The 26,534-nt window shown below is 41.4% G+C and carries 13 protein-coding genes and 4 pseudogenes; 9 read left to right on the top strand and 8 right to left on the bottom strand.

Translation table 11 applies throughout. The features are described from left to right. From DW173_RS17450 to DW173_RS17425, 6 genes and pseudogenes are all read right to left on the bottom strand, one after another. On the bottom strand, positions 1–791 hold a 791-nt coding region (locus DW173_RS17450), incomplete at its 3' end, for a glycoside hydrolase family 36 N-terminal domain-containing protein (RefSeq protein WP_305000436.1). Between the two features lie 56 nt (positions 792–847). Beyond that, positions 848–1,858 (bottom strand): annotated as a pseudogene (locus tag DW173_RS17445) (glycoside hydrolase family 78); the annotation flags it as partial. Positions 1,859–1,877: 19 nt separating this feature from the next. Next, positions 1,878–3,101, bottom strand: a pseudogene (locus DW173_RS17440) (glycoside hydrolase family 99-like domain-containing protein). Between the two features lie 232 nt (positions 3,102–3,333). Next, positions 3,334–5,613 (bottom strand): beta-glucosidase BglX, encoded by a 2,280-nt coding sequence (bglX, locus tag DW173_RS17435; protein WP_120144873.1) that lies wholly within the window; start codon positions 5,611–5,613, stop codon positions 3,334–3,336. Positions 5,614–5,724: 111 nt separating this feature from the next. Beyond that, positions 5,725–5,994 (bottom strand): annotated as a pseudogene (locus DW173_RS17430) (beta-galactosidase); the annotation flags it as partial. Positions 5,995–6,034: 40 nt separating this feature from the next. After that, positions 6,035–7,027, bottom strand: coding sequence for a glycoside hydrolase family 43 protein (locus tag DW173_RS17425; protein ID WP_120144872.1), 993 nt, complete (start codon positions 7,025–7,027; stop codon positions 6,035–6,037). A gap of 283 nt (positions 7,028–7,310) precedes the next feature. On the opposite strand from DW173_RS17425, the gene DW173_RS17420 reads away from it, so the two are divergent. The 9 genes from DW173_RS17420 to DW173_RS17380 all read left to right on the top strand — a co-directional run bounded on the left by DW173_RS17420 (position 7,311) and on the right by DW173_RS17380 (position 24,368). Then, positions 7,311–8,408, top strand: coding sequence for a family 43 glycosylhydrolase (locus tag DW173_RS17420; protein ID WP_120144871.1), 1,098 nt, complete (start codon positions 7,311–7,313; stop codon positions 8,406–8,408). 202 nt (positions 8,409–8,610) lie between these two features. Then, a complete protein-coding gene (locus tag DW173_RS17415; RefSeq protein ID WP_120144870.1) occupies positions 8,611–9,786 on the top strand; it encodes a glycerophosphodiester phosphodiesterase family protein in 1,176 nt (391 codons plus the stop codon). A gap of 30 nt (positions 9,787–9,816) precedes the next feature. After that, entirely contained in the window at positions 9,817–12,813 is a 2,997-nt protein-coding gene (locus DW173_RS17410) for a SusC/RagA family TonB-linked outer membrane protein (protein ID WP_120144869.1), read from the top strand. 12 nt (positions 12,814–12,825) lie between these two features. Further along, the gene (locus DW173_RS17405; protein ID WP_004322306.1) at positions 12,826–14,601 is read left to right on the top strand and encodes a RagB/SusD family nutrient uptake outer membrane protein; all 1,776 of its coding nucleotides are present in this window, start codon (positions 12,826–12,828) and stop codon (positions 14,599–14,601) included. 52 nt (positions 14,602–14,653) lie between these two features. Then, positions 14,654–16,114: a right-handed parallel beta-helix repeat-containing protein gene (locus DW173_RS17400; protein WP_120144868.1), complete on the top strand. Its 1,461-nt coding sequence runs from the start codon at positions 14,654–14,656 to the stop codon at positions 16,112–16,114. Between the two features lie 22 nt (positions 16,115–16,136). Continuing rightward, positions 16,137–17,036: a fimbrillin family protein gene (locus DW173_RS17395; RefSeq protein ID WP_120144867.1), complete on the top strand. Its 900-nt coding sequence runs from the start codon at positions 16,137–16,139 to the stop codon at positions 17,034–17,036. 17 nt (positions 17,037–17,053) lie between these two features. Beyond that, positions 17,054–19,282 carry a fimbrillin family protein gene (locus DW173_RS17390; protein ID WP_015531731.1) on the top strand — a complete coding sequence of 743 codons (2,229 nt, stop codon included), beginning with the start codon at positions 17,054–17,056 and terminating at the stop codon, positions 19,280–19,282. A 27-nt stretch (positions 19,283–19,309) separates the two neighbouring features. Then, on the top strand, positions 19,310–20,212 hold the full coding sequence (locus tag DW173_RS17385; RefSeq protein WP_008019709.1) for a glycerophosphodiester phosphodiesterase family protein: 903 nt from the start codon (positions 19,310–19,312) through the stop codon (positions 20,210–20,212). Between the two features lie 175 nt (positions 20,213–20,387). Further along, complete coding sequence (locus DW173_RS17380; protein ID WP_004313437.1) at positions 20,388–24,368, top strand: two-component regulator propeller domain-containing protein; 3,981 nt, start codon at positions 20,388–20,390, stop codon at positions 24,366–24,368. A 268-nt stretch (positions 24,369–24,636) separates the two neighbouring features. On the opposite strand, the pseudogene DW173_RS17375 reads toward DW173_RS17380, so the two are convergent. Together DW173_RS17375 and DW173_RS17365 are read right to left on the bottom strand one after the other, a co-directional pair. Beyond that, positions 24,637–24,987, bottom strand: a pseudogene (locus DW173_RS17375) (DUF1016 N-terminal domain-containing protein); the annotation flags it as partial. Positions 24,988–25,343: 356 nt separating this feature from the next. Continuing rightward, complete coding sequence (locus DW173_RS17365) at positions 25,344–26,531, bottom strand: porin (RefSeq protein WP_008645721.1); 1,188 nt, start codon at positions 26,529–26,531, stop codon at positions 25,344–25,346. Positions 26,532–26,534: the final 3 nt, after the last annotated feature.

Raw genomic sequence — 26,534 nt, 5'->3', positions numbered from 1 at the left:
TCTTCGTTGATGCCGGCGAGGAAATGGTGCCAGTCGTCTTCTTGCGTGTCAATACGCAGTTTGTAGTTGCCGCTGTAGCAAAGCGCTGCGCCGATGACGCGTCCCGTGTTCTCCTGCGGTTTGCCGTCGAGCGAGAACATCACTTCTGCATGTGCCGATTGGGAGTTGCGTACCCCGTCCGTGTTTTTGATGACTTTCATACCCGGTTGCAACGCTTCCTGGCAGAGTTGTCCTTCGTTTGCCCAGGCACCGGAAAGATGTGACAGCCAGACATTGCCGCGGCGGACAGGCAAGTAGGCAGAAGCAAACTGCTGAAGTTGGACAGGCTTCTTCTCTTCGTGACGGATTTCAGTCCATGTCTCGATGACATCCGCATCCTGCCATGCTTTGTAGCAGATGTTGACGAAGAAAGGATACACTTTGTCTTTCAGTTCTATCACCGTCAAAGTGGCATTTTCTTTTGTAAGGCGTGTTTCTTTTACGCCTATGACTGCCATTTGAAGTGTCAGGTTGCCGTCGGCATGGCGGACAGACAATGCCGTTTCGCATGGATACCCCATTCCATAGACGGGATAAGCATTTCTTCTGCATGCTGTTTCACAAATGCTTCGGATATCCGCATCGGAGGTGCGTGAGCCGTAATACAGTTGTTCCGGTGTACCGCCGTTTGGTACCGAGAGGAGCAACTGTGTCTGGGGAGTAGATATGGTGACATTCTGCGCTGACAGAAGTGTAGACAACAGCCAGACGGAAATTAGGAAAAACAGATTTCTTTTGTTAATAATTATCATAATAGCAAATTACGTGTTTTCTATGTTTACTAATGGAAACTTTTTGTATAAAGTGGATTCTCACATGAAGGCCAATCAAGAAAGCGACCTTCATTATCATTGAATTTTTCAAGTCCGTCTTCTCCAATTCTCGTCATTATAAGTTGCAACAAGTCACATAGATGGCCTTTTTGTTCTTTCAAATAATCCAAGTTGCCTTGATAAAGATACCAGTCTCTCTGAATCAATATCCACCAAAGAGAATACGTACACATTGTCATCCATTGGGGAAGTGGTGTAGAGTCACGGATCAAGTCGAGGCTTTTGGGGATCACTTCATTATACCCAAAAACCGTATTGACTGTCATCACTTCGGGATGCAAGTCTCTAATCCAAACCAAGCGGTCACGTTTTATCCCATCCCAGATATAATCTTGCATATTCAAATGCACCGTATAAGCTCCAGTTTGCCATATCTGATTCAAGCGTTCGTCATTACATCGGAACGAACCTTTGTAAGGGATATCTTGAAAAATAGAAATAGCCCGTATCTCTTTGAGGTGCAATTCTGCAGAATCGTCCAAAAGGTCAATCCGGGCAAACCGGAAACCGGAATTCCCGACTTCCAAGACCCCAAGCCAAGGTACACTAATAACAAAATCACGCATAGCATGATCGTTTGTCGCTCCATTCACTTCGTCTATGTCACACATAGCTTCGCTTACCGACTCTCCTAAGCGAACACGAATAGTAACAGGAGCATGTGAGGCTGGCATACCGGTGACAATTTGTAAGCCGCCTTGCAATTCCTTTCCGAAATCGAAAAGAATAGCAGGATGTTGCTGCCCGGTACTCGAAAGTTTACAGAGTTCATTATTCACAAGATTTGCTTGTCCATGCCCTGATCGGAGTAAATATTCTGCTCCTTGTATTAGTTGACTCTCCTGTTGCCAAACAATGCGTATCGGAGAAAGATACTCCCGTACATGGCTATCACGTTGTTGAGCAGATGATGTGACAACATGGAATAGAAAAATAGGAATGAGTACTATTATCTGACATTTTTTATACAGCATCAATTTTTCCATTATTTAGTAATTCGCATTTTTAGGGCTTGTAATCATATTCACCATTCATTACCCGTTTTACGGCATTCAAGTAACCATAACCATGCTTCATATCGGGCAAGAGATAACTTCCTTCCACCCATTCATTCCACGAGTTGATTGTAATCAGTTTGGGGCGGTCGGGGCGTTGGTCTACATATTCTTTCGTCTTCTGCAAGAAAGCTGCAAAACTTTCTGGCGAGTCATTGTAATGAACCACTTCTTTGGCTGTTTTATTCGGGAAACGCGGGGTGTCATCCCATCCTATTGATGCATTTGGGAAGAATGGCACACCCAATGAATCCAGTTTCGCTGTCCATTGATCGCGACGTTGCATGGCTTTTGTACCCCATGCCAGATAATCTTCTTCGTATGGTCATCCCCAATTGTATTTTGTCACACTGTTTACTTCTGCCTTTACAACAAGTTCTATAAACTTGTCGGTGGGAGACCCGTCACCGATGAGTTGCAAGTGCAAATCAGGGAATCCTGCCTTTTTCACTTCGCTACGGAAATAATCCATAGCCTTCTTCACACCGTCTGCATTACCGAAACTTTCCAACAGTTCATGAAAACCAAATATGGAAAATACCGGACAATTGTCTATCTTGTAATAGTTGGGCTTGTGAAAGTATTGGCGTATCACTCGTTCTACAATGATTTTAAAGTTGGCCCAGTCTACCACACCGGTCCACAGACGCGAGTTGTTGTCCTTGTAACGGTGTACATTCCAATAGTTGTGTGCCACGTTATGGTTGGCCCACATCAGGTAAAACTTCATTTTTTTATTATTCTTGGCTTTCAGAAATCCATTGTTTACGGTGCTTTCTAAAAAAGGCTGTCCGTTGAACCAGTACCAATCGAAGATAAACGTATTGATGCCGTGAGCGGTTGCCACGTCAATCCATTTCTCCATCACCTGCGTGTCATCGTCCATTTCGTATCCCCACAAAGGAACCTTTGGCTGATAGTGTCCTTCGAAACGGGGATTACCTTTTTTGATAATTTCCCATTCGCCTGTACCTTCACTCCACAGTGTGTCGCGTCCCATCGGATCATTGTGACACGACGGCCAAATATAAGCTGCCACATCATATTCATCTTGTTCTTTCAACTGTCCGCTTCTTTGGGGTGTAGAGACACAGGAGCAGATTGTTGTGATAGCAACCATTAAAAGAAGAGTAAGTAAACTCCATAAATAAGTCAGTGTTCTTAAATAATGCATATCTTTTTTTATTTTAAATAGTGAATAATTTAATCTGTTCATTAAAGTAGAAGGTACACCTTGATTTCATTTAAAGGTAACGTCGCGCTGATTTCTTCCGAGTTGCAGAACTTTCCTCATAACAAAATCATAGTGTCGGCAACAATATCTTCGGCTTGTACTATGTCATGAGTGCAAGCTCGTGCGATTATAATAAGTACTCCCTACAATACAACTTTTATCAGGTGTTACTTTATTCTGCTTGGAAACTTTTAGTTTGTACATCACGGGAGTTCGGCCCTACCATAACATCAAATTCTCCGGGTTCGTAAACATAGTGTAATTCGGAATTATAGAATTTCAAGTCATCTTTCGTAATAACAAACTTAACATCACGACTTTCCCCGCTTTTCAGGAAAATGCGTTCAAAACCTTTCAACTCTTTCATTGGACGGGCGACCTCCGCGTAAATATCACGAAGGTACAGTTGTACCGTTTCATAACCATCATAGTTTCCTTTGTTGGTTACAGTGACAGATACAGTCAACTCACCATTCTTAGGCAAGGTTTCCGAGCTAATTTGCAATCCACCATAAACAAAGTCCGTATAACTCAAACCATATCCAAACGGATACAGAGGTTCATTACTCTCATCCAGATAATTGCCGGCATAACGGTTGAACACATGATTGTCGGGATCAGGACGACCTGTATTCAAATGATTGTAGAATAGCGGCAGCTGTCCCACTGAACGTGGGAAGGTAGTTGTCAGTTTGCCGCTTGGAGTGACTTTGCCAAACAATACATCGGCAACCGCGTCTCCTGTTTCGCTACCGCCAAACCAGACATTCAATATGGAATGAACATTCGCATCCTCCCAATTCAAGACCAGAGGACGTCCTGTGAACAGAAGAAGTACGACAGGTTTGCCCGTTTTCACTAAAGCCTTCAATAAATCTTGTTGTGTATCGGGTATCTCGAGGCCGGTGCGTGAAGCCGATTCACCGCTCATTTCCGCACATTCACCCAAAGCGGCAACAATGACGTCTGAACGGGAAGCCACGCGTAAAGCCTCGTCCAACAGTTGTCGGTTATCTCTACGTTCCAGCGGGCGAATACCCGTAGCAGCTTTTTCTGTTTCCGTATCATAATATATGTTGCTGCCTTTTGCATATAGAATTTCAGCCTTGTCACCCGCTGCCGCACGGATTCCTTCCAACAATGTTCTGTGGCGGGACGGTGTACATGTCATGCTCCACATACCGCACATATTATTACGTGCGTCCGCCATCGGACCGATCAGGGCAATCCTGCCTTTTTGCTCAAGTGGAAGCAGCTTGTTGTTATTCTTTAATAGAACAAATGTTTCAGCCGCAATCGCACGTGCTGCAGAACGGTGTTCAGGCGTATAAAGTTTTTCTTTGGCACGCAGGGCATCGCAATATTTATACGGATTGGAGAACAGTCCCAGTTTATATTTGGCTTCCAATACACGGCGACAAGCCGTATTAATCTGCTTTTCCGTTATCTTCTTTTCTTTCAGGGATTCCTCCAATGTATTGAGAAACCCGCATGAAACCATATCCATATCCGTTCCTGCCTGTAAAGCGCGAATGGAGGCTTCCTTCAGAGGGGCGACACCATGGGAGGACATTTCGGCTATCGAATTGTAATCTGTTACCAATAGTCCTCCGAAGCCCCATTCATTCCGGAGCAGGTCGGTCAGTAACCATTTGTTGGCTGTGGCGGGAATACCGTCAACGATATTAAAAGAGCTCATGACACTGCCTGCACCGGCGTCAACGGCAGCTTTATAAGGAGCCAGATATTCGTTATACATACGTAGTCGGCTCATATCCACTGTATTGTAATCACGTCCCGATTCGGACGCCCCATAAAGTGCGAAATGTTTCACACAGGCAAGAATCTCATCGTTGCCTTGCATATTGTTTCCCTGATAACCACGCACATACGCTTTTGCCATTAAAGAACCCAGGTAAGGATCTTCTCCACTTCCTTCTGCGATACGTCCCCAACGGGCGTCACGACAAATATCGACCATCGGGCTGAATGTCCAGTTAATACCGTCTGCGCTGGCCTCAATAGCGGAGATACGTGCCATACGTTCGACGGCCAGCGTATCCCAACTACAGGAAAGTGCCAATGGGATCGGGAAAATAGTTTCGTAGCCGTGGATAACGTCTGCACCTACAAGTAGAGGTATTTTCAATCGGCTTTCTTCTACCGCAAGGTGCTGTAGGACATTGATTTTCTGAATGCCCTTGACATTGAAGAAGCCGCCTATTTCCTGTTTGCGAATCATATCGCTAAGTTCACCGTTCATCACCGAACCTGTCACGAGATCACCGCCCGAAGGCAGGTTCAGTTGTCCGAGTTTCTCACGGAGAGTCATCCGGTCCATTAAGTCGGTAATAAAACGGTCCATTTCCCTATCTTCTCCTTCCCCAGAAGGTGAGCAGGCAAAAAGAATAAGCCCGAAAAGGGCGCAAGATATAAGATTTCTTATCTTCATTTTTCTTGTTATTGGGTTATTTATATTTGTTGTCTGATTTTTCTTTCCATACCACTACTCCTGCAGGTTCGAGGCGTGCACTGCCGATCAATGATTATGTCCGGTCACCGGAGAGACGGCACGGTCCAGCCACTCAAAATCATACTTTCCTTCTTCCGGCTCCATCATGGCCCAGGCGAACTCTGCAAAATAGGTGAACTTGATTCCTATCTCCGCCATTCTTTTCAGATCACGTTCCCATTGGGAGGAATCCCATTGCTCGGGGTAATAATAAGAACCCAAAGCAAACAACTCTTCCGGAGGAAAAGACTTATCGACCGGAGACTGGGAAAAGGATGCCAATGAAAACAATAAAGCTAAAACCAACAAGAATTTCTTCATGGATATTATTTTAAGTTTCATCGCTATAATAAATAACAGGTTAGCGCAATGGTCTGGCTTTTATTCCGCCGGAAGTCATTTTTACAGGTTTGATAGTACCGTTTGTATTAAAATACATTCGGTCAATGCAAGTAATGCGGTAGTTCCCATCGGTTTCACCCAAAGGACGGCGATGGTAGACAATATACCATTCATCCTTTCCCGGACCTTTGATAATGGAATGATGTCCGGCGCCATTAGCTATTTTAGTGTCCTGCTCCAGAATCTTCCCAACTCTTTTGAACGGACCAAAAGGCGAATCCGCAATGGCATACGCTACACAATAATCGGGTCCTGTCCAGTCGCCTTCTGACCACATGAAATAATATTTGCCATTGTGTTTAAGCATAAAAGGTCCTTCTATATAATTTTCCGGAGTCACTTCTTTATAAGTCGTTCCGTCTTCAAAAGGTACGATACTGATTAGATCAGGTCCCATCTTCACCATATTGCAATGTCCCCAACCACCGTAATACATATAATACTGACCGTCATCGTCCTTGAAAACAAACTGGTCAATAGGTTGCGCTCCGTTCACGATCTTGCCAATCAGCGGCTTTCCGAGCGCATCCTTGAAAGGACCTTCCGGACGATCGGCTACAGCCACACCTATACCTCCCACTTCATTCTCATGATATATATTGTTTGCTCCAAAATAAAAATAATATTTCCCATTTGCTTCTATCACGGCAGGTGCCCATAAAGCATTCCTCAACCAGCTGATATTTTCGACAGAAAGGACTTTCGGATGTTTCTTCCAGTGTATCAAATCCGGGGAGGAAAAGGCATCCATGTACAATTGTTGTTCGAAAGGAGCTGAATAAGTCGGATAAATCCAGTATTTATCACCGAAAACGACTCCTTCGGGATCTGCATACCAACCGTCAAAAACCGGATTAGTGCTTGTTTGTTTTTTGCCTGTATTTTTTTGAGAAAATAAGGTCACTGAACAGCAACACATAATCATGAAAAAGAATACTATTTTGGAATTCATGTCTATAAATATTAAAGTTATGTCACAAAAATGATGAAAAATCAATGAAATAAAGGTTGATTATTTGCCAATAAATAGCGAAAATCAACCAAATTGCCGGAAAAATAATTATTTCATATATTACTGCTTGTAAAGGGCTGGTTTGATTTGTTTTTTCACTTTCTTTGTTTGCAGGTTCAACACTTTTGTTATATATTGCCGCCCCATTTTCGTTGTAGCTGTCTTTAATTTCTTAATTAGTCATTTAACAGGCTATTATGTTATATATATTATAAGTATTACTATGCGAATTTTATTGTATTTTCTCCTTATTCTTTTAATGGGTTGCTCATCTGGTCAGAATAAAAAAACACATGAGCGGGTAGACTTCGATTCCGTATCTGTTTATACGAATCCGCTTTTGTCAAGAGGAGGAGACCCATGGGCGGTATTCCATAACGGAATATATTATTATACCCAAAGTATGAGCGACCGTATCACTTTATGGGCAACAGATGATATAACCCGGTTGGCGGAAGCATCCCAGAAAGATGTGTGGGTACCTCAAAATTCGTCAAACGCATTTCATCTTTGGGGACCTGAAATACATTACATTAATAATAAATGGTATATTTATTGTTGTGCGGATGATGGAAATATTGATAATCGTCAGATTTATGTGCTTGAGAATGAGTCTGCTGATCCGATGAAAGGGGAATTTGTCATGAAGGGAAGAATATCAACTGATGAAGGTAATAATTGGGCAATTCATGCCAGTACTTTTGAACATGGAGGAAAGCGTTATTTAATCTGGTGTGGATGGCAAAAACGTAGAGTTTATCAGGAAAATCAATGTATTTATATTGCCGAAATGGAAAACCCATGGACACTGGCTTCTGACCGTATTTTGATTTCCGAACCAGAATATGAATGGGAATGCCAGTGGATCAGTATAGATGGTAATAAAACTGCCTATCCGATTCGTGTCAATGAAGCACCGCAATTCTTCTATTCTTTGAAGAAAGATAAGTTATTGATTTATTATTCGGCAAGTGGTAATTGGACTCCTTACTACTGTGTAGGACTGCTGACTGCCGATACTGACAGCGATCTGCTGAATCCGGCTTCTTGGAAAAAGGTACCGGAGCCTGTGTTTAAGCAAGCACCGGAAAATCATGTATATGGTCCCGGTAGTATCTGTTTTATTCCTTCACCTGACGGCAAGGAATGGTATATGCTTTATCACGCCCGCAAGAGCTTGTATGATATGCTTGTTTTGGATAGCCGGACGCCGCGTATGCAGAAAATAGAGTGGGATAAGGAAGGAATCCCTGTTTTAGGAATTCCGCAGAAAGAAGGATTCCCGCTTCGTAAACCGTCAGGTACTCTTGAACGCAAATGAAAATATGGGGCGTATTTTTTGCAATACGCCCGTTTTGTTCAAAAAGAGCCCGTTTCTTTCTTTTCTTATTCAAATGGTCTTTTTCTCCACAAAAAGAAAAATTCTCATCTTTTATTGAATATTTTTTTTCCTTTTTTTTAGTGCGTATTACTTATGTTTGCAACGTAATCTATTAAATAAATCAACTAATGTAAAACGCGCAATGAGAAATGAAAATCTATTGTCTTTTCTTCTTATAAAGAGAAGAATCTTAAAACTACTGGCTATAAAATATGCATACAGTTTGATTGTTTTATGCGGAATTAGTTTTATAGCATGTGCAGATGATGATCCCGTAAAAAAGAATCCTTATCTACAAACGAGCACCCGTGCTATGTTGAAAGAGGTAGTGGAAGTGGTGTTTAACAATATCGATAGTAATACTGACGTTACTGTTGACTTTGGTGACGGAACGGTCAAGGAAGGGAAAGCGGCTACGCCTATCACTCATGCTTATACACAAAGTGGTGACTACACGATGTTAGTGACAGCGGGTGAGCATGCAGTACAGAAAAGGATTCGTATTTACGACTTATTGGCACTGACAGAAGCCATGAAGCAATTCAGGGATGCAGATAACAAAATGGTATGGGCTATGACGCATCGCTCTCATACAACAGACAAGACTATTCCCGAAAATTCGGTATCTGCTGTAGAAGCTGCCATCAATGCAGGAGCGGATGTGATTGAATGTGACACTCATCTCACAAGCGATGGAGTAGTCGTGGTGTGTCATGACCAGACAATCAATGCTACGACTAACGGCACAGGAGATATTACGAAAATGACTTATGCTGAAATTCAGCAATATAATCTGTTGGACCGGAATGGAAGAGTGACCGATGAGAAGATGCCCACATTGGAAGAGTTTCTGAAAGCAGGGCGTGGAAAAATATATTTCAATCTGGATTATTCTCCACGCACAGCCTCTACCCAAGAGGTGATGAATATTGTCAAGGAACTGGATATGATGGAACAAGTCTTTTTCTATTGTAACAGTAGCCAGAAAGCAGAAGAAGTGCTGGCTATTTCTAAAAAGGCACACGTGTACACATGGGCACAAAACGCTTACAAACCTTTGGTAGGGCTTCCGGGTAATTACTTCGTGCAATATTCTTATGCTCCTGGCGGACAAAGTACTCCCATAGGAACTGCTGTCAGTGAGGGAATGATTCCTACAGTCAATATGCTTCATGTATTATCCGGATTAATACCTGAATATGATATAAATACGACTTATCTGGATGAACTTCTTCAGATTTATCCTAAAGTACGTATGATACAGACAGATGCACCGGAAGTATTAATCTCCGCTTTACAAGCAAGAGGATTGCGTTAACTTTATCATCTAACATAAAATCATTTATTTATGAAGAATATTCATTTCAAAACGTGTACCTGTCTGTTAGGTATACTACTGATACTGTTTTCTGGTATACAGGTAAAGGGAGCTTCTTGGGAAGTTCAGCAGGAAAGTAAGGTATCAGGTACGGTGACGGACGAAAAGGGCGAACCTGTTATTGGCGCTTCCGTAGTAGTCGTAGAATCGAAACAGGGTACTATTACAGATATAGACGGTAAATTTTGGGTGAACGTACCTAAGAATGGACACCTGAAAGTGTCTTATATCGGTTATGAAACACAAGAAGTGGTTGTGAAGGACCGTCAGTTATTGAAAATCGTATTGAAAGAAGAATCGACCGCTTTGAATGAAGTGGTAGTGGTGGGCTACGGTACGATGAAACGGAAAGAAATGACTTCGGCTATTTCGCATATAGGCGCGAAAGATCTGAATCAGATCTCCAGCCTCGATGCCTCCATGCTTTTGCAGGGGAAAGTTTCCAGCGTTTCGGTTTCTAACACAGCTTTGGCCGATCCGAACAATCAAGGAAGTATTCAGATTCGTGGTGTCTCTTCCCGTAATGCAGGTTTAGGACCGTTAATTGTGGTAGACGGAGTGCCGGGAGGTGATATGACGAATATTAATCCTGCCGATATTGAATCGATTGATGTATTGAAAGACGGTGCTGCTTCTGCGATCTATGGTACGCGAGGTAGTAACGGGGTTATCCTGATTAATCTAAAGAAAGGAACCAAAGATGGACAGGTTCATACAACCTATAGTACTTCCGTAACCTTTAATAAAGCTAAAAAAGAACTCGACATCATGAATGCGGAAGAATACCGTGCTTATCGCACAGTGTCTAATCCGCTCTCTGATATGGGCGCTGATTCCGACTGGTTTGATGCCGTTACTCAACTAGGAGTAACTCACATGCATACATTGACTTTTTCCGGAGGAAATGCCAGGACCAACTATCGGGTGACCGCCGACTATCGTAATGCCCGTGGTATTGATTTGCGTTCCGACCGTCGTGAATATGGAGCACGTGCCAATATTAACCATACAACTAAAGATGGGCTATTCACGTTTTCTGCTAATATAACTCCTCGTGTTATCGACCGGAACAAATCAGCCAGTGTATATAGCAATGCTATTAAAAACAATCCGACAATGCCTATTTATGATTCGGAGTCGGTTAATGGATACTATCGTTTTCCCAGTGGAACGGAAGGTTCTAATATCGTAGAGCAATTGAATGAAGAAGAGAATAGTACAGAGATTAAGTTGCTGGAATGGAATGCTACGGCTGCTGTTAATTTGTTACCTTTGTTTAATCCGAAGAACCCGGACATGGTATTGAAGTCACAGGTAACTATTTCTCAATATCAGGTTGATAAATTCAACGGATGGTTTACACCGTCTACTTATGGTTCTAACGTAAATGATGGCGTCACCGGAAAAGCCAGCCGTGACTTCGACAAAAGTACGACTAACAATCTGGAATGGGTAACAAATTTCTCTACACGTATCAAGGACCATCAGATCCGTGCAATGGTGGGTTATAGCTATAATTACGGTGTAAATTCCGGAATGTCTGCTGAAAACTGGAATTTCTCTTCGGATGGATTGACTTATAATAATCTGGGTTCCGGGCTGGAAGCGGCAAAGGATGGAAAAACAATGATGGGGTCCTATAAGAATGACCATAAGTTAATCAGCTTCTTCGGACGTGTTAATTATGATTGGAAAGAACGCTATCTGTTTACTTTCTCTTTACGTCACGAAGGGTCTTCCCGCTTTGGTGAGAATCATAAATGGGGTAATTTCCCGGCTGTATCTGTCGGCTGGCGTATCTCGGATGAGAAGTTTATGAAAGGGCTTTCATGGATTGATGACTTGAAGGTGCGTTATGATTATGGTGTCACCGGTAATCAGGAAATAGGAAATTACAATTCTCTGGCTACTTACCGGGCTTTCGGCTGGTATCAATACAATGGTAATCGTTTTCATGTATGGGGGCCGGGCAAAAACGCAAATTCGGAACTGCGCTGGGAGAAAGGACATAATCAGAATATAGGTTTGGACTTCTCGTTCTTCCAACACAAAGTAACCGGTTCATTTAATTATTTTCATCGTAAACAAAGTGATTTGCTCGGAGATTATTCTGTACCGGTACCACCTAACTTGTTCTCCACCATCTATACCAATGTAGGTACATTACGTAATACCGGTTTCGAACTTGATGTTACAGTAAATGCTGTCCGGACAAAGGATTTCACTTATAGTTTCACATTAGTGGGGGCTACTAATAACAATAAGTTTGTTAGTTTTTCCAACGATATATATAAAGGACAAAAATATTACTCTACCTGTAGCATGGCGAATCCGAATAATCCGGGATATTTGCAGCGGATTGAAGAAGGGGAACGTATTGGTAACTACTTTACATATCGTTATGCAGGAGTGGATAAAAAAGGTGACTGGCTGATTTATGATAAAAAGGGGAATGTGATTCCTGTAGCCCAAGGTACGGAAGAGGATAAGTCTGTGACCGGAAACGGTTTGCCGAAATTCACCGGCTCTATGACGCATAACTTCACTTATAAGAACTTTGATTTGTCTGTTGCCCTCCGTGGTGCTGCCGGGTTTGACATATTCAACGTGCATGATTTCTATTTCGGATTGCAGAGCATGACTACCAACCAGTTGACGACCGCTTATTCGAAGAATGCACATATCACGACAGGTAAGAATGTGATTACCGACTATTTCATCGAACCGGGTGATTATCTGAAGATAGACAACGTCACTTTAGGATATACCATGAACCTGAATAAGAAATATATTGAAAAGATACGTTTGTTCGGTACGGCCAACAATCTTTATACGTTTACGAAGTTTACCGGTGTAGATCCTTCTACCTACGAAGTGAACGGACTGACACCGGGTACTTTCGGAGGAGGATATAACTATTATCCGTCTGCTTTTCAGTTTATTTTAGGATTACAAGTAAGTTTCTAATAAAAGACGATTATGAAAATAACAAAATATATCATTGGATTAGGGATAATGGCAGGTACAGTCATTAGTTTGCCATCCTGTACAGATCTGTCGGAAACGGTGTATGATCAGGTCATGTCTCAAAACTATTATAATACCAAACAGGATGTTATCAACGCCGTTTTTCGTCCGTTTGAGCATATCTATGAATCCATTGTCAGACGTCATGAACACGAAGAACTGACAGGGGATCAGTTGATAACGCCTACTCGGGGAACTTGGTGGTATGATGGCGGTAAATGGGAAAAATATCATTATCATCAATACGATGACATTAATCAGGAAGACTGGACAAACGAGTGGGAAGGCATGTATGGCGGTATCGGTCAATGCAATCTGGTGTTGGATGATTTGTCTCAATTGAATCCTTCTAAATTTAATTTAAGTGACAGTGAGTTTGATAGTTTTAAAGCGCAACTACGTTGTATGAGAGCTTATTGTTATCTTCGCCTGCTTAATAGTTACCGTAATTGTATCTTAACTACGACTTCTGACCAAGCGGTCAATGAACAGCCGGAAAACCGGAAGCAGGTATCTCCACAGGTTATGTTTGATTTTATCGAAAGTGAGTTGAGAGATGTCTGTCTGGTAGCTTTACCTTCCAAAATCGGACAATCTGGTAATGGCGGTCAACAAGGACAATTTACCAAGGCGGGAGCTGCTGCATTGCTGGTACGTCTTTATTTGAATGCGGAAAAGTGGATTGGACAGCCCAAATGGCAGGAATGTATCGATATGTGTGAGCGTATCACCGGAGGAGAATTCGGTTATTATGCAATCGCTAATAACTGGTACGAACCTTTTGACTGGAATAATGAAATGTGTAATGAAGTAATTCTCGGTTTTCCCGGTTCTTATGGATTGACTAGCTGGCATCTGCAAAATGACAAGAGAACTGTTTACGGACGGGCCCTTCCTTATGGTTGTGAGAAATACCTGAAAATTGAAGGAAATGGCAGCCGAAATCCCAAATATGCACTTTCGCCAAGTTATAATAACCAGCAACCACGTGCATTGTTTGATTATGAATTGGGCATGGTTACGCAGAAATTCGCCAAATATGCAGGCGATAAACGTTATAAACAATATGTAAATACGAGTAATAATACACGGGAAGGTATGTTCTTCATGGAAGGGAAAATAGCTAATTCCAGTATTAGTGGGGGATATGCCAAGAATCCGGATAATCAATATGTCCTTTACCTACTTGATCAAGTGGGACGTTTTGAAGGTAACGCAGAATCCGGTTATATTGCCAACCCGAATTATCAGGAGTCTAAACTGGGAAACGGAGATTTCAACTCGGGGCTTTACTGTGTGAAGTATCCTTTCTATCCGTTTGATGGAGGATATTTTATAGAGTCGGATTATACGGAAATCCGTTTGGCGGAGATTATTTATTCGCAGGCGGAATGCCTTCTTCGTCTCGGACAGGCAGGCGAGGCCGGCAAGCTGTTGAACAGCGTGCGTAAACGCAACTATGAAAACTTTACTGCAGATATCGCTTATCAGCCGGAAGGTAACGTGGTACTTGATCTAAAAGAAATGCTTGATGAATGGGGGCGGGAATTTCTTGCGGAGAGCCGTCGTCGGACGGATTTGATCCGCTTCGGAAGATTTCAGGATGCATGGTGGGACAAGAAACGGGATGCAGATACTCATTATGAATTGTTTCCGTTTTCACAGACCCAATTGGAGCAGAATGAATATCTGAAACAGAATCCCGGTTATCCGGATATTGCCCGTTAAGCGGTGAACTGTAGTTATTTCAATTTAGTGTACAAGTTTAAAATGAAGAAAAATGAAAAATAAGTTGCTCACAATATCAAAGATTGGGCTTCTGGCCTTCACTATTTTAGTGAGCCAGGCGTGTCAGGAAGATTATGAGATGGTTGATCCTCCGATGATTACTGATTATGATGATGATCTGGATGAAGAAGTTGTCTTGCAAAAAGGACTGGAAAGTTATTTTGTAACTCAATTCGGTGAAGGGGACATGGATGGTACTTCATGGGATCAGGCAATGGATGTAGCTGGTTTTCGCAAATTATTGAGTGGATCTATCGATCTGTCCAAGAGTACTATTTACATGAGCCAGGGAAAATATGTGATGTCCGAGACCGGAGGACTCGGGGTGATTATCCGCAAAGACATTAAAGCGATCAAAGGAGGATATAGTTTGTTGAGCGAAGGGATGGATCTGACGAAGCGTTCTATTGATACTTATAAGACAGTGATCAGCGGAGATGTAAACGGTAATAATCAGGCTGATTCCGGTGATTGCGGACTATTGTTGGTGAAAGGAGGGATTATTGGGATTGAAGGAGTTACTTTTCAATATGGGTACCTTTCTAATAATGATGCCAAGTCTAACGAGTGTGGTAGCGGAATTTATATCAATGGTAACGTCAATAGCACCTCTGTCGAATTAACGGATTGTATTATCAGGGATTGTAAAACGGAAGCTGTCAACGGGCAAGGAGGAGTAGCGGGAGGTACAGCTATTCTTATTGCTTCCGGGAGCTCGAAACTGAACAATGTGAAGTTCCTGGATAATGCGGCGGATAGCCGTGGCGGAGCAATACGGTGTAACAGCAATAAGGCTGTTGTGTTTATGAATAATTGCCTGATAACTGGCAATTCAGTAAGAGAACTTTTTGGGGTCGGTATTCAGATATCATCGGGACATATTTGTATGAATAACACAACCATTGTCGGAAATCCGGGAAAAGGTGCTGCTTTAAACGGGGGAGGTAGTTTCATGCTCGCTAATAGTACGATTGTAGGGCATGATATTGATCAGGAGTATGGCGCCTTTCGATGTGAAACCTCTATTGATGGTGATACTAAGTTTATTAATAACCTGTTGATTTCCGAGAATTCTACCGCTCCAAGCTTCATTTTGAACGGAGCGAATAAAGAAGCTTACTCCATGGGATATAACTTGTATCAGCGAGTTAATAATTTCACAATGGGCGTTTCTGATACTGCTTATCCTACCCTTGTGAATGGCAACCTGACGGAAGAGGGTGTTTATAAGTGGAATATTGACCAGATCGGACAGGTGGGTGGTTATGCTACCAAACAAGCTGTAATCAATGCTGTGAAAAGTTTCAATCCTGCTGCTTCTCCTATGGTTAATTTAGGTGAGGTATTCGTGGAATGGATGGGTGAAGATGCTTTCGGATTGGATCAGCGTGGCGTGACACGCAATCCTGATAAGATGCAAATGGGAGCTTATGATGCTGTATTGTCCAACTGAATCTTTAAAAAGTAATTGTGATATGAAAAACAAATTTTATATAATGACCGCTTTGGTCATTAGTCTGACAGGCTGTTCAAACATTGAAGACGGGACGCAGCCGACCGGCAACTTTCCCGAAGATCATATAATCCGTGTTGTAACAGAAGTGAAGGCTCCTGTGTCGCGTGCCGGATATGATGCAAGTAATCTGGAGAGTTTTGGACTGATCATTCATAACAGTGAAAACATTGCTTATGATTATAATTCGCAAATGGTAAAATCTAATAATGACTGGAATACGGCGGACGGGCAACAAATGCTTTGGGATAATGCAAGAACTCCGGTAACAGTAGTGGCGTATGCTCCTTACATTTCGGAAGCTAGTTTAGACACTCCGTTAGCTATCAACATACAAAGCAACCAAACTACTGAAGAAAAGGTGATTGCTTCTGATTTCCTGTTGACTAAATCAATGGTTGATCCGAAACAGGATCTCACCGCAGATGGTAGATTGAAAGTTACTTTGGATCATGCCATGAGCAAGCTGATTATAAAAGTGACGGTAAATAATGGTATGGAAGATGCGGCGATCAGTAAACTGGGCGATATGGCTGTAAATGGTACAATAGCGGGTGGTATTTGTGATTTGTCAGTGCCGGAACCGGTAGTCATTCCACGGGAAGATGCTGTAGCTACAACTATCGCCCCTTATAAGGGTACGGATGGGTATGAATGTATTCTTCTCCCGCAAACAATAATAGAAGGCTTTTCTGTCAATTTCAGTTATGACGGAAAATTGTATATATGGACTGCCGAAGAGCCCATTGAGTTGCAAAAGGGAGTAGAGCATACGCTGACACTGAATGTAAATGAAACGGCACGGTTGGCTACCATGCAAATGAAATATCGGGCAACCGGTCAGATTATCGATCAGAAATAAAAAGGAGGAGATGAGTTATGAAAATTACTAAACATATATTGGCTGCATGTATATTAACGGGTATGGCAGCTTGTGATACGGATAAAGAGATAGCCGTGTTCAATGAAGACTCCGGTGCAATCAAGATCAATGCTGTTATTGATGCTGCATATACCCGTAGTAATCCTACAGGAACAAATGAACAGCAAATGCAATTTAATAATGGAGACCAGATTCTGTTGAGTTGCGAAGATGGTAGTGTGACTTATATGTTGTCTGGAGGGCAATGGGCTCCTACGGATAACTATTATCTTAGGTGGGGAAATGAACCTGTTACTTATTCTGCCTTTTATCCGGTGACTGAAGGAACAAGCGTAGCCAACTTCTCTCTTCCTATTAATCAGCAGAGTTTGGAAAATCTGGCGAGCGCAGACTACATGACTTGCACAGTAGAAGATGCTATAAATGAGGGATCAGGTGTCCTTCATCTGAATATGAACCGGAGAATGGCGAAAGTTATCATGACATTGGACGATATAGACTCACAAAGTAAAGCTCTAGGAGTTAAAATCGGTTCCTATCAGGGATATACGGACGGAAATGTTTCATCGGGAACTGCACTTGTTTCACCGTATGTCACCATTCCTGAAGGAGGGAAAGCCGGACAAAGCGGATGTAAATATACGGCGATCGTAGCTCCGGGAACTGCAAATCCTAATAGTACTTTCGTTTCTTTAAATTACAAGGGGGAAGATCTGGTATTGCCGGGCATTCCTGCAATAAAGGCCGGATTTTGTTATGAATTTACTTTGAAAGTAGAAGGTTCGGTCATTAGATTGAGTGAACCGATTGTCACTCCATGGGAGACTGGTACAATCAATGGGGGAGATGCAACGGAATTGCAATTGGACGCTTATTATGTGAAAGAGCATGCTACAGGGAATGCTACCGGTATGGATTGGGATAATGCAATGGGAGTAGACGGGTTACGCAATCTATTGAGAACTAACACTAACAGTGCGATCACGACTGCGAATGCTAAGAAATTGGATGGTAAGAATATCTATGTGGCAGGCGGTACCTATTTGATAGCAGATCAGGAAGCCGGTCTGAAAATAGAGTATAGCGGATATAGTAAACAAGTCGAAATAAAGGTTGTGTGTGGATATGATCCTCAAAGTACCCGGAAGGATTTAAGCAAGCGTGATCCTGTCCGGTATCTGACTACTTTCACAGGAGATGCAAATAATAACGGCATTGCGGATGCGGGTGATTATTCCTTGTTTACATTAGGAAACCAGATAGATATTACATTTGAAGGTTGTACGTTCTCTTGCGGTTATCATCCCAATGAGAAAATAAATGGCTATAGTGGTGGATTCCTGATTGCGAATGGTAGCAGTGGCAATGCAACATTACAGTTGAATCATTGTATCATTGAAAAGTGCTATAATGCGGGAGTAAATGGTTCAGGTGAGGCTGGTGGTTCCGGTATATTCATGTATAAGGGGACAGCCAAACTAAATCATGTGCAGTTGAGAAACAACAAGGCATCTTCGCGTGGAGGCGCAATTCGTGTCAATGACAGTGGAAGTATTCTTTTTATGAATAATTGCTCCATTACAGGCAATGAAGGCGGACAGTTCGGTTATGCTATTCAAATGTCAAACGGTCATTTATGTATGAATAATACAACTGTTACCAATAATAGTGGTAGAGATGGAACCATTAACGGCGCGGGGAGTATGTTGATTGTAAACTCTACCATTATCGAGGATGGTGCTCAAAATAGCGGGGCTGTTATTCGTTGTGAATCCTGGCCGGCCCGGCAATCATTCTTGATGAATAATATCATCCTGAATAAAAATGCAGCTAATCCGGTTGTTGAAATGTCCGGTGATGATACTCGCCATTTGACATCCAAAGGGTATAATCTGATGGGCGGTACGATCATGCCTGCATCAACCAACAAGTTTACAACATCAGAGTTTGATAAGTATAACAGTACGATTAGCTCTTTAAATGTCGTATGGGATGCCAATCGTTCTGTCTATACTTGGGACGGGAATGTGAATGAGTTTACCCGGACTGCTGCCGACGCTGTTAAGAATGCGATCACAACCGGCTTTAAACCGGATAGTTGTCCTTTCCAGAATTTAGGTGAGGAGTTTGGAAAATGGTTGGATGAGATGGATGCTTTTTCCACTGACCAGTTGGGGAATCCGCGTGATAAAAATGCGATGTGGCCGGGAGCTTATCAAGAATAATGATACAATTTATTTAAACGAATGACAATGAAAAACTACAAACTGATATGGTTAGGGATATTCTGTTGTTTGCAACCTCTTATATTGTTTGCGCAACGGGGAGAAATGATCCGTAAGGCATTTTTAGATCCGAAGTCCGATCAGGTGTTAGTCGTGGCACACCGGGGGAACTGGCGGAGTGCACCGGAAAATTCCGTAGCGGCAATTGATAGTGCCATACAAATGGGAGTGGATATTGTGGAGATTGATATTCACAAGACTAAAGACGGACAATTAATATTGATGCACGATGACCGTGTAGACCGGACAACCAATGGTAAAGGATTGATTAAGGATTATACATTGGCAGAAATCAAGAAGTTGAAACTGAAAGATAAGGATGGAAATCTGACAGAACATATTGTTCCAACATTGGAAGAGGCATTGTTGGCAGGCAAAGGTCAGATTATGTTTAACTTGGATAAGGCGTATTCTGTGTTTGACGAGGTATACGCTGTGCTCGAGAAAACCGGAACTGCCAGTTTGGTGATAATGAAAGGAGGCCAGCCGGTGGAAACTGTCAAAAGTGAGTTTGGAGATTATCTGGATAAAGTGATTTACATACCGGTGATAGGACTTGACGGAAAGGATGGCGAAAAGAAGGTCAGGGACTATATGACACAGCTGCATCCTGCTGCCTTCGAATTGGTTTATTCGGATTCTTCCAGTCCTTTGCCTCGAAAAGTGAAATCGATTATTCTGGGAAAGAGTCGGATTTGGTACAATACGTTGTGGGCTTCTCTTGCGGGAGGGCATGAAGACGATCAGGCTTTAAAAGATCCGGATGGAAACTATGGATATCTGATTGAAGAGCTGGGGGCACGGATTCTCCAGACTGATCGTCCGGGGTTCATGCTGGATTATTTGAGAAAAAAGGGATTACACGATTAATTGTCTGAAGACAATGAGGTAAATGTATTGTTTGGCACACAGATAACGTCGATGAGATCAATAGACGTTATCTGTGTTGTTTTTATCTATTCTCCAAGTGAAAATAATTTTGAGATTTGGCTTGGGTTACTAAAATAGCTATATTTGACTCGCTGAATCGACATGGGTATATAATATGAAAAAAGCAATAATAGCATTTATCAGTCTTATTATTTTTTGTATTGAGCCATTAATGGCATCTGCAGAGTTTTCTTTTAAGAAATATCAAGTAGAAAACGGATTGTCTCATAACACAACTTGGTGTGCAATTCAAGATAGTTATGGCTTTTTATGGATAGGTACGAGTAACGGGTTGAACTGCTATTATGGTAGCGGAAATAAAATTTATCGGAATGTTCTAAATGACAAATATTCTTTAGGGAACAACTTTGTCGGTTCTTTGATGGAAGAGGGTGAAGACCTTTGGATAGGAACAAGTTCCGGGCTATACATTTATGATCGCTCTGACGATCATTTCTTGTATTTTGATAAGACAACTAAATATGGAGTATTCATTAGTTGCGAAGTCAAGAAAATCGTAAAAACTAAAAATGGTTTGATTTGGATAGCTACTTTGGGACAAGGCATCTTTATTTATGATCCGGTAAAAGACGTTCTGACTCAAAATAGTATCCGGACTTTTTTTGCCTGGGATATTTGCCAGGGTACGGATTCTCTTGTCTATGTCTCTTCTATGCAGGAGGGATTATTGTGCTTTGATGAACAAGGAACTTTTCTGCAAAGTTATCCGGTTTCATTCGAATTGAATATTGGCAATCAGAGGATTAACTGTCTCCATAGTATTGATCATGAAATTTGGTGCGGTGTGGGGACGAATTCGTTAGGGTGCTATCAGGAAGGAAGTCAGGAATTAAAAATATATAATACGTCTGCAGAGAGTTTCAGTTCTATTCTTTGTCTGATGGACTATAACGGGAAAGAAATGCTGGTTGGTACAGACAATGGCATTTATTTATTTGACCGTGAGCGTAAGACATTTCGTAGGGGAGACTCTCCGTTTGGTTTATGGGCTTTGAGCGATCCGACTGTACACGCGATGATGCGGGATAATGAAGGTACACTTTGGGTAATGACTAATTCCGGTGGAATAAATTACATGTCTAAACAGTCGAAGCGTTTTTCTACTTATTCTCTGTCTTTGACGGGGATGGAAAAAGCAGATAAGGAGATAGGACCTTTCTGTGAAGATCGGGAGAAGAATGTTTGGGTGGGAACCCGGAATGGATTGTGGTTTTTCAATTCACAAACTCATTCTTTTCATGAGTATTTTTTGAAGAAATCAAATATAAAATACGATATACGTAGTTTGTTGTTGGAGGGCGATAATCTTTGGGTAGGAACTTATGCTGAAGGATTGCATGTGTTAAATCTGAAGACAGGGAATATTAAAAGTTATACTTATTCCCGTGATATTCCGAATACACTTTGCAGTAATGATGTATTAAGCCTTTTTAAAGATCGTAAAGGAGAAATCTTTGTCGGAACAAGCTGGGGATTATGTCGTTATAATCCACAATCGGATAATTTTATAACTGTGATAAATGTCGGTGCTATGGCTTCTGTAACTGACATCTATGAGGATATGTACAATAATCTTTGGATTGCGACTTCAAATCGCGGCGTTTTCTGTTATAATACAGTTGGTGAAGAGTGGAAACATTTTGAACATATCCGGGAGGACCTGACTACTATTACGAGTAACTCCGTGATAACATTATTTGAAGATAGGAAAGGTACGATGTGGTTTGGGACCAATGGTGGAGGATTATGCTCTTTTTCCAAAGAAACAGAAACTTTTGTTGATTTTGATCCGGAAAATATATGGTTACCGGATAAGGTTATTTATTCGATAGAGCAGGATCTGGCCGGCAACTTTTGGATTTCCTGTAATTCCGGGTTATATCAGTTTAATCCTGCAGATAAGAATAAGAACTGTCTTTTTACTATAAATGACGGTTTGCAGGGGAATCAGTTCACAGCGCAATCTTCATTAGCTTCATCGACTGGAAAGATGTATTTTGGAGGAGTGAACGGATTTAATGTTTTTGAACCGAAAGAATTTACAGATAACACCTATCTTCCTCCTGTTTATGTTATAAATATCAGTTTCCCTAATTTGAATAATGAGCGGGAAGTGAGGCGGTTGCTCCGGTTGGATAAGCCTTTTTATACTGTTGATAAAATAAAATTACCTTATGAGAATAACAGTTTTACAATTCGTTTTGCGATACTTAGCTATGAAGATCCTCTTAGAAATCGTTATGCGTATATCTTGAACGGAGTAGATAAGGAATGGATTAACAACTCTTCTAATAATACAGCTTCCTATACCAACCTTCCTCCGGGAGAATATGAGTTTTTGGTTCGTGGTTCAAATAATGACCATTATTGGACTGAAAAGGCAATTTCTTTATGGATTGTGGTTACTCCTCCCTGGTGGCGGACTACTATTGCTTATGTGGTATATGCATTGTTGTTACTTGCTGCTATCGTATTTCTTGGTTGGCGTTGGAATTTGTATGTCAGGCGTAAGTATAAACGTCGGATGGAGGAGTATCAGACTACCAAAGAAAAAGAAATGTATAAATCGAAAATCAATTTCTTTATTAATTTGGTACATGAAATACGAACTCCGCTAAGTTTGATTCGTTTGCCGTTGGAGAAATTGAGAGAAGAGGAAATCAAAGGGAAAGAGAATAAGTATATTTCTGTAATAGAAAAGAATGTAGATTATCTATTGGGAATCATCAATCAGTTACTTGATTTTCAGAAGTTGGAAAGTAGTGCTTTGCAGTTGAATTTGAAGAAATGCAATGTTAATGCATTGGTCAGTGATATTTTTAATCAATTCTGCGGTTCTGCGGAGTTGAGAGGACTGACATTACATCTTTGTTTGCCTCATGAAGAGATTAACATGATGATTGATTCGGAAAAGATGAGTAAGATTCTGGTAAATTTGATAGGGAATGCGATGAAATATGCGAAATCCAGAATTGAATTGAAGGTATTATCAGTAGATGACGAGGTGAGGATAGAGGTCACTGATGATGGTCCCGGTATTCCGGAGGACCAACGCGATAAAATATTTCAAGCTTTTTATCAATTGCCTGATGATCCTGTGGCATCATCTAAGGGTACTGGGATTGGTTTGGCATTTGCAAGGTCTTTGGCAGAAGCCCATCATGGAAGTTTGTTTCTGGAAAATAGTTCCGAGGGCGGTGCTTCATTTGTATTATCTTTACCATTGGGAACTGTAGAAACAGAAGATGTATCTGATGAATTGACTGAAACGGATGCTGTAGATGTTGGAGAAGAGGTGACTTCTGTTTCTGAATTTGCTAATAGGAGATTCACTGTTTTATTGGTGGAGGATAATCTTGAATTGTTAAATCTAACTCGGGAAGCTTTAAGTACTTGGTTTAGGGTGATACGTGCCGGTAATGGAAAAGAAGCATTGGAAATACTCACACGCCAGAGTGTGGATGTTATTGTCAGTGATGTTATGATGCCTGAAATGGATGGACTTGAACTTTGTAATCATGTAAAATCCGATATGGCTTATTCTCATATTCCTGTTATTTTGCTGACTGCAAAAACGACATTGGAATCTAAAGTGGAAGGACTTGAAAGTGGTGCTGATGTATATCTTGAGAAACCGTTTTCTGTTAAGCAGCTCTATAAACAGATCGAGAATTTATTAAAACTGCGATTGGCGTTTCATAAACAGATGACGGACATCACAATTGGTTCATCTTCTTCACTTTCGGATTTTGCTATTTCTCAAAAAGATGTAGAATTTATAGACAAGATCAATGCAATTTTATCGGAGCAGGTTATTAATGAAAATTATTCAATTGATATATTGGCAGATCAAATGAATATGAGTCATTCTAATCTTTACCGGAAGATGAAAGGTTTGTTTGGTATGCCTCCTAATAACTATGTGAAGAACTTCCGCTTAAACAAAGCAGCTGAATTAATTGCAAATGGTGTTCGCATAGCTGAGGCAGCAGAACGGTTAGGCTTTGCTTCTTCTTCCCATTTTGCAAAATGTTTTAAAGAGAAGTTCGGAATGTTGCCAAAAGATTATAAATAACAAGTCTTTTCATGATGGGAAAAATGATGGGAGGGTAGATGAAGTTTAAAAATGCAAGAAGTATACCGTAGTAATATTTTTTATCCATTCGTTTTATATTCTTGACTCCGGGAAAATCGTAATTGCACATAAACCAGTCACTTTCGCCCCTCGAATTTGCAGCGTTTTTGAATCTCCCGCATCTAAACTAACGTGAGTTCGATATAATTTAGAACATTACAAATTGTCCATAGTTCTTTGTATATATTATAGAACAATGATTACTAAAAAGCGTTAAAGGATTCTTTATGATGTCATCTGGTTTATTGATCGTTTGCCCCTCTTGTGCTAAACGCAAGACTGAATCTTTGTCTTTGCTGAGAGCCAAACGCTCATACAGGCTTGAATTATATTGCCGCTGCAATTGACGTACACTCCAATTTTGTTTCTGAGACTCAATTTCGTAAAATCTGCGTTCTTCATCAGATTCAATGCGCATTAATATCAAATAGTGAGACCATGAAAGCGTAAACGGATATTCCCTAGTTGATTTTATGGGGCTTTCGGTGAGTTTTTGAATTTGGTCAACGCTGTTGTTCCAATCTCTTTTGTCGAGTATGTTGAGAAAAATTTGCGACATCTTTTCAATGTTTTGTGTATTGGGTCAAAAAGAAGTTGTATATTTGTTCATCAATATCTAGTCTCAATATAGGTAATCTATGGAATTCATCACATCAACACATTTGAAGCAATGGGCTGACACAAAAGAATGTCAGTCTCTCTTGCCAGAATTGATGAGACGGCTTATCTGTGCTTCCGTGAAGCAGTTGAATAGACTGTCTTTCCCCAGTGGGGATGCTGTGCATATGTCTGAATGGGCCGGAGCAGATACCTGGGTTCTGATTTAAAAAGACCGAACATATAAGAATACCCGATAACTGTTGTAAGAAGCTATCGGGTATTTTTTTATTGTCAGCCCGGTTTCTTGCTTTAGAATTAGAATACAGGCATCTGCCAGATAAATCCTACAGAAATACGGTTAGTACTATAATTCTCCTGTCCCAGCACCTTGGCGCGGGAAGTGAAATCATACGAACGTCCCACGTAGGTAACAAAGAAGTGCAGATTGGTTTCCATCGGGTAATATTCGATACCGCCCAGATATCCCCAGGAAGTACGGTAATTTCCCTTCTCTATTCCCTCGGACGCCTTGCCTACGGAAGCCGTCTCGTACATACCCTTCACAAAAACATTCCATTTCGGAAGAAAGCGGTAATTACATTTGGCAACAACCGAAAGATAGTTAGCATCAAAAGCGTTATGCCCGCCCGGACGGCCTACGATACTGGTAATAATACCTTTGCGGTCAATGTCCTCTTTTGAATACATGAAATCGACAAAAGCATTCCATTTGCCGAGATTCAACTCGTTACCTAAAGCATAATAATACATATTGTGACTTTTGGCCTCGTTCATGACAGAAGCCGACCAACGGGTCTTGAATACGTTATTGAAATTACCGTTCCAGTTCAAAGTATAAACCAGCGGCATTTTGCCGGATTTCAGATCGGGAAGATTTCCTTCGGCATCTTCCGTGATTCCGTAAGTGCTGTCGAACGAACTGTTGCGGCTGTTCAGTATTTGCAGGTTAAGTTGCTGTTCGGGAGTAATGTTATAACCTACATTCAGTCCGGTCATAAAGTTACTCATATAGTCGATCATATCGCTGTACTGATAGATGTCGATTGGGTTGAGGTCGAACTCGATACCACCGTATGCGGCACATTGCTTTCCTGCGAAGAGGCTGAACTGGTCATTCAGTTTGATACCAATTCCGGCATAGTCGATGGAAGTAGGCAGATTGTCAATCATGCCGTTTGCATCGTTCGAGCGGTTGAGGCGCTGGCGATAGCGGTAAGAAAGCCAGTTGTTGATATTTCCTTTGGCTTCGATACGGAGCTGGTGCATATTGAAGTCACCTTCCTGAAAACCATTTTGGAAATGAGCGTCAAAACTTCCTTGCATATTCAGATAAAGATTGAACTTATCTGTCTTCTTTTTTACGTCTGTCAGTTCTTCAAACAGGGGAGTGTTCGGGTTGAATTTATCCTTCTTCTCCGTTTTTTGAGCATATACTCCCTGTATGCTGCCCGCGAGGAGCAACATAAATATCCATTTTTTCATAAG

The sequence above is a fragment of the Bacteroides sp. AM16-13 genome (assembly GCF_003602705.1).
Lineage (GTDB): Bacteria > Bacteroidota > Bacteroidia > Bacteroidales > Bacteroidaceae > Bacteroides > Bacteroides xylanisolvens.
Note: the sequence above shows the minus strand (reverse complement) of the source record. Positions and strands in the feature narration are given on the sequence as shown.